General features: G+C 50.8%; 4 protein-coding genes. 2 read left to right on the top strand and 2 right to left on the bottom strand.

Annotated features, from left to right (window positions below; translation table 11 throughout):
• Nucleotides 1-529 precede the first annotated feature (529 nt).
• Together guaA and guaB are read right to left on the bottom strand one after the other, a co-directional pair.
• Nucleotides 530-2107, bottom strand: a complete 1578-nt coding sequence (gene guaA / locus BFC18_RS11665) for a glutamine-hydrolyzing GMP synthase (RefSeq protein ID WP_070125722.1) — start codon at nt 2105-2107, stop codon at nt 530-532.
• 72 nt (nt 2108-2179) lie between these two features.
• Entirely contained in the window at nt 2180-3649 is a 1470-nt protein-coding gene (gene guaB / locus BFC18_RS11660) for an IMP dehydrogenase (protein ID WP_070125721.1), read from the bottom strand.
• A 103-nt stretch (nt 3650-3752) separates the two neighbouring features.
• Between guaB and xseA the strand changes: the two genes are divergently transcribed.
• Nucleotides 3753-5120, top strand: coding sequence for an exodeoxyribonuclease VII large subunit (xseA, locus tag BFC18_RS11655; RefSeq protein ID WP_083273043.1), 1368 nt, complete (start codon nt 3753-3755; stop codon nt 5118-5120).
• A 63-nt stretch (nt 5121-5183) separates the two neighbouring features.
• On the top strand, nt 5184-6287 hold the full coding sequence (locus BFC18_RS11650) for a hypothetical protein (protein WP_070125720.1): 1104 nt from the start codon (nt 5184-5186) through the stop codon (nt 6285-6287).
• Nucleotide 6288: the final 1 nt, after the last annotated feature.

Genomic DNA, 6288 nt, shown 5'->3' with positions numbered 1-6288 from the left:
CTGTAAAGACCCCATCTGACTTAATGCAGATGGTCAGTCCGGTTTTATCCTCCACACCATTACTGGCTTTCTCAGGCCGGACCTTACTCACTACTACGGCATCATCTGCCACCTCGCACCAACACCTGCCTTGAGTTTCCTCTCGTACAGATGCTTCTGGTTTATCACCAGAGACGGTGTCAGGCTTCCCCAGTTACTGCACTGGCTCCCTGTTAGAAATCCCACCCTCAAGCACAATACAGGACTGACCGAGTATCGGGCTTCACGCTATTTTGCACGCTTACCCTCCTGCATTGCCGAATCAGGTTCACTTTCGTTGTGTACTTCTAACTTCCTATGGCTTCCTTCAGACCCTGCCGTTAGCCAGCAACGCCCTTGCCATTCGGATTATCTTCCCCTCAGTCAGGGTGATTCAGGCTTCTTTCAACCTGACGGGTTTGCCAGCTTCGCTGGGCAAACAAAAAAGTCCGCAGTTACGCGGACTTTGAATGTGCAAACCCTATGAGTGTAGTACTAATTCGAGGGTAAATTATTCCCACTCAATCGTAGCAGGCGGCTTACCGGAGATATCGTAAACCACGCGGGAAATGCCGTCGATTTCATTGATGATACGGTTAGACACCTTACCTAAGAAATCGTACGGCAGGTGCGCCCAGTGCGCAGTCATGAAGTCGATGGTTTCAACCGCACGCAGCGATACAACCCAGTCGTATTTACGGGCATCGCCCATCACGCCTACAGAGCGAACCGGCAGGAATACGGTGAATGCCTGACTGACTTTGTGATAAAGGTCGGCGTTATGCAGTTCTTCAATGAAGATGGCATCGGCACGACGCAGCAGGTCACAATATTCTTTCTTGATTTCGCCCAGTACACGCACGCCCAGACCAGGGCCAGGGAACGGGTGACGATACAGCATGTCGTACGGCAGGCCGAGCTCAAGACCAATCTTACGCACTTCGTCTTTAAACAGTTCGCGCAGCGGTTCAACCAGACCCATTTTCATGTTTTCAGGCAGACCGCCTACGTTGTGATGCGATTTGATAACGTGGGCTTTACCGGTAGCAGAACCGGCAGATTCAATAACGTCAGGGTAAATTGTGCCCTGTGCCAGCCACTTGGCGTTAGACAGCTTAGAGGCTTCCTCGTCGAATACCGCTACGAATTCGTTACCGATGATCTTACGTTTCTTCTCTGGATCCGCTTCGCCGCCAAGACGAGCCAGGAAGCGATCTTCCGCATCCACTTTGATGATATTCAGACCGAAGTGGTCGCCGAACATATCCATTACCTGCTGACCTTCGTTTAAGCGCAGCAGACCGTTGTCTACGAACACACAGGTCAGCTTGTCACCGATGGCACGGTGAATCAGCATGGCAACCACTGAAGAATCCACGCCGCCAGACAGGCCAAGGATCACTTCGTCATCACCGACTTTCTCTTTGATACGCTCGATGGCGTCTTCGATGATAGCACCTGGTGTCCAGAGCTTCTCACAACCACAGATATCCATCACAAACTGCTTCAGCAGACGCAGGCCCTGGCGGGTATGAGTGACTTCCGGGTGGAACTGTACACCGTAGAAACGCTTTTCTTCGTTGTACATAGCAGCATGAGGACATGAAGGTGTCTGTGCGATGGTTTCGAAGCCTTCCGGAATCGTCGCCACTTTATCGCCATGGCTCATCCATACGTCCAGCAGTGCATTGCCGTTTTCGCCGACGTGGTCTTCAATCTGTGCCAGCAGGTCTGTGGCTTTTAATACTTCAACCTGCGCATAACCGAACTCACGCTTGTTAGAGCCCTGTACGCTACCGCCAAGCTGTTCCGCCATGGTCTGCATGCCGTAGCACACGCCAAGCACCGGTACACCGGCTTCAAATACATATTCAGGAGCACGGGGGGAGTTCAATTCAGTGACCGACTCCGGGCCGCCCGACAGGATAATGCCGTCAGGGTTGAATCCGCGAATTTGCTCCTCGGTCACGTCCCAGGCCCACAGCTCACAGTAAACACCGATTTCACGTACGCGACGTGCGATCAGTTGCGTGTACTGGGAACCGAAGTCCAGAATAAGTATGCGCTGGCTATGAATATTGGTAGTCATGTTTTTACCCGATAAATAAAACAGAAAGGCTGGTAGAGATACCAGCCTGACAAAATACTAGTTTAGCGGCGATTAGCCCAAACGGTAGTTTGGCGCTTCTTTGGTGATGCTCACATCGTGTACGTGAGACTCGCCCATACCCGCTGAAGTTACGCGCACAAACTGTGCTTTGGTGTTCAGCGTAGGGATATCTTCACAACCAGTCAGACCCATCGCTGAGCGCAAGCCGCCCATTTGCTGATGGATGATGGTCGCAATAGGACCTTTATATGCTACGCGACCTTCAATACCTTCCGGTACCAGCTTCTCAGCATTGTCTGATGCCTGGAAGTAACGGTCAGAAGAACCGTGACGCTGATTCATCGCACCCAGTGAGCCCATACCACGGTAAGATTTGTAGTAACGGCCCTGATACAGTTCAACTTCACCTGGCGCTTCTTCAGTACCGGCCAGCATGCTACCCACCATTACGCAGCTTGCACCCGCTGCCAGCGCTTTCGCGATGTCACCAGAGAAACGGATACCGCCGTCAGCGATTACCGGAATGCCGGTATCTTTCAGCGCTTCAACAGCATCAGAAATGGCAGTGATTTGTGGTACACCACAACCTGTTACGATACGGGTAGTGCAGATTGAACCCGGGCCAATGCCCACTTTGACACCATCAACACCAGCCTCTGCCAGCGCTTTCGCACCCGCTGCTGTTGCCACGTTACCAGCAATGATTTGTAAGTCAGGATACGCACCACGAATACGAGCCACCTGGTCGATTACGCCCTGTGAGTGACCGTGTGAAGTATCGATAAGCAGAACGTCAACGCCTGCCTCAACGAGACCAGCAATACGCTCGTCAGTACCAGCACCTACACCCACAGCCGCACCAACGCGCAGACGACCCAGAGAATCTTTACAGGCGTTTGGTTTGCTTTCTGCTTTTTGGAAATCTTTAACGGTGATAAGACCAGTCAGTTTGAAGGCATCGTCAACAACCAGGATCTTTTCGATACGATTTGCGTGCATCAGATCCAGTACTTCTTTAGAGTCTGCACCTTCTTTTACGGTAACGAGCTTTTCTTTCGGGGTCATTACCTGACTGACCGGAAGATCTGGACGGTTCTGGAAACGCATATCGCGGCCAGTGACGATACCAATAAGGTTATTTTCTTTGTCAGTAACCGGGAAACCGGAGTAACCCAGCTTCTTGCTCATTGCCAGTACTTCACCGATAGCTGTAGTCTGTTCTACCGTTACCGGATCGGAAACAACACCGCTTTCGTATTTTTTAACTTCACGAACGTGATTTGCCTGCTCGGCTGGTTCCATGTTTTTGTGAATAAAGCCAATGCCGCCTTCCTGGGCAAGGGCAATCGCCAGACGCGCTTCCGTTACAGTATCCATTGAAGCAGACACCATAGGGATATTCAGCGACACACCGCGAGTCAGTTTAGTATGGAGATTTGCTGTGTGAGGAAGGACAGTAGAATGTCCTGGTACCAGCAATACATCATCAAAAGTAAGAGCTTCTTGAATGATTCTGAGCATGCAATAACACCTGAATAAGTGGAGAGTTAATTGCGGCGCAATTGTAGTGTTTTTTCTAAATCAGGTAAACTCTAATTGTCCTAAACCTGATGATTTTTTATTTATGCTGTTTAATTCCCCTTCTACATCACGTCAAATTCTCACTGTCACCAAGCTGAACAGGCTTGCCAGAACGGTGCTGGAAGGCGAAATTGGCCTTATTTGGCTGTCTGCAGAAATCTCCAATTTTGTCGCCGCCTCGTCGGGCCACTGGTATTTCACCCTCAAAGATAACAAAGCGCAAGTGCGAGCAGCCATGTTCAAAGGGTCGAATCGCTATGTAAAACAGCGTCCGAAGGAAGGCGATAAAGTGTTGGTTCGTGCTTCTGTCGGCTTGTATGAGCCCCGTGGCGACTATCAACTGGTTATCGAACATCTTGAGGCCGACGGTGACGGCGCGCTGAAGCAGGCCTTTGAGGCCCTGAAGCTGAAATTACAGCGTGATGGTTTGTTCGACGCCGATGCCAAACGCCCTGTTCCCCAGGTGATTAACAAAATCGGCGTGGTCACTTCTTCAGCCGGTGCTGCCTTGCACGATGTTCTCACCGTATTGAAACGCCGTAGCCCGGCCACAGAGGTTATTATTTATCCCACGCTAGTGCAGGGCGAGCAGGCGCCAGCGCAGATTATCCATGCGCTGGAAACCGCATACCATCGCGATGAGGTCGATGTCATCTTGCTTACCCGTGGTGGCGGTTCGCTGGAAGATCTCTGGTGCTTTAATGATGAATCCCTGGCCCATTGTATTTCTGCATCGCCGGTGCCGGTGGTGAGTGCGGTGGGTCATGAAGTCGATGTGACCATTGCCGACTTTGTGGCAGACGTGCGCGCCCCTACCCCGTCTGCAGGAGCCGAACTGCTAAGCCGGGATCAGAGCGAGCGTCTGGCGTTTGTACAACAAAAAGCATCTGCTCTTGACCGTGCCTGGCAACAGCAGTTCAGACATCAACAGCATCAATTGGCCGTGCTTCAGCAGCGCCTGAAAGCAGTGCATCCTGAGCGACGTTTGCAAAATCAGTATCAAATGCTAGACCGCTCGCAGATAGCTCTGAATCATGCAATGAACACACAAATGGCGCAACGCGCGAACCGGCTCAATCAGTTATTGCGACGTTTAGACAGAGTTAATCCCGCATCACGGGTGGCGCGCCTTGCAGATAAACATCAACAACTCACCGCATCGTTAGGCAAATCGATGCATCGCCTGTTAGAAAATAAAGCGCGCTCACTACAGGCTTCGGGGCAACTGCTGCATTCCGTAAGCCCTCTGCAAACACTGACACGGGGCTACAGTATTACCTTCAAAGAAGACAAACCTGTGCTGGATGCGGCAAGTCTACACGAAAACGACGTAATGACGACGCGGCTCGCGCGCGGTGAAGTCACCAGTAAAGTATTGTCAATTAGTACAGATACTGCAAAAGAGTCTTGAGGATTTCAGGGGCTTAGGACAAACTAATGCCCCACTTTTCCTATCATTCTCACAGGTCGTTCATTGAAAAGGTTATCTGGTCTGCTCGTTCTTGGTGTACTGGCAGGATGTCAGCAGGTACCGGTTACTCCGGAAAAACCAGCCACCTTTCTTCCGCAATACCATGTGGCTGCCCCCATATCCCTGTTTTCCACTTATGCTTCATCGAAATTAACCGCTGAATGCGAAGCGCTGGATACACAGAAAAAATGCAAAGAAGATGCCCTCAGCGGCAGTCAATTTGCGCAGATCCTCACTGAAAAAAACTGGTTCGATGAAGTACTGACCGATTCAGATAACGCAGATTACGAGTTACTCATAGCCTCGTTATCTGCAGAGGGGCCGGCACCGAAACAGAAAGCGTTAACGCTGCACAGTGCATCTGGCGGCCTTTGGCCTGCAGATGTGGTTCCTTACTACTTTAGCGAGATTACGGTGCAGTGGCGCGGTGTGGAGATAGACAGTCAGCAGTTTCGTACTCTGGCTTTGTCAGATGAGTCAGATGCAACATTATCGCAAGAGGTACTCGAAACCTGGTGGCTTGCTGCCATTAAAAAACGTGTGTTCTCAGCCGAATACCTGTTTGCCGCATTAGGTGCCAGTGATTATCGCAGTGCGCTTGCTTTGCCTGAACAAATTGGTGCATTTGTACTGGAAGACAGTCAATATTATCCCGACCCGTTTAAAGGTGTGATTACTCGTTACAGTCACCCGGAATATGAAGATGCGCTGATTGATATCACCGTAAGCCCGGTAATGGTGGATCTTTCCGTGCCAGTTGAAACACGCCTAACGACCGCACTGGAACTCAATCTACAAGAAGCCAGGCAAATTGCCACTGTTCAGGGCTTGCAACTGGTAACGGACTCGCCGCCTGAATCCTTTACCGTTAATACGGGCGACACCCTATTTAAAGGGTATCGAATGGCTGTACATGCTGAAAGTGACAAATCTGAGCCCATTTTCGCAACCACGTACGTTTTTGAAATGAAGGATAAACTCGTTACGCTGGCAACGACCTTTCCGCCGCGGGTTGCCGATGAGTTAATTGCCGTGGCATTACCCTCAATCGAGGTACCAGGAGAATCGGAATTGATGAAGGCCATCCGACGGATGGCCTCAGAGTAAC

This window comes from Alteromonas confluentis, from assembly GCF_001757105.1.
Classification (GTDB): Bacteria; Pseudomonadota; Gammaproteobacteria; order Enterobacterales; family Alteromonadaceae; genus Alteromonas; species Alteromonas confluentis.
The sequence above is the reverse complement of the archived record's forward strand: the minus strand, read 5'-3'. Positions and strand labels throughout refer to the sequence as shown.

Coding starts and splice junctions, on each gene's coding strand:
- guaA (WP_070125722.1), bottom strand. CDS start 2,107: ATGACTACCAATATTCATAGCCAGCGCATACTTATTCTGGACTTCGGT.
- xseA (WP_083273043.1), top strand. CDS start 3,753: ATGCTGTTTAATTCCCCTTCTACATCACGTCAAATTCTCACTGTCACC.
- guaB (WP_070125721.1), bottom strand. CDS start 3,649: ATGCTCAGAATCATTCAAGAAGCTCTTACTTTTGATGATGTATTGCTG.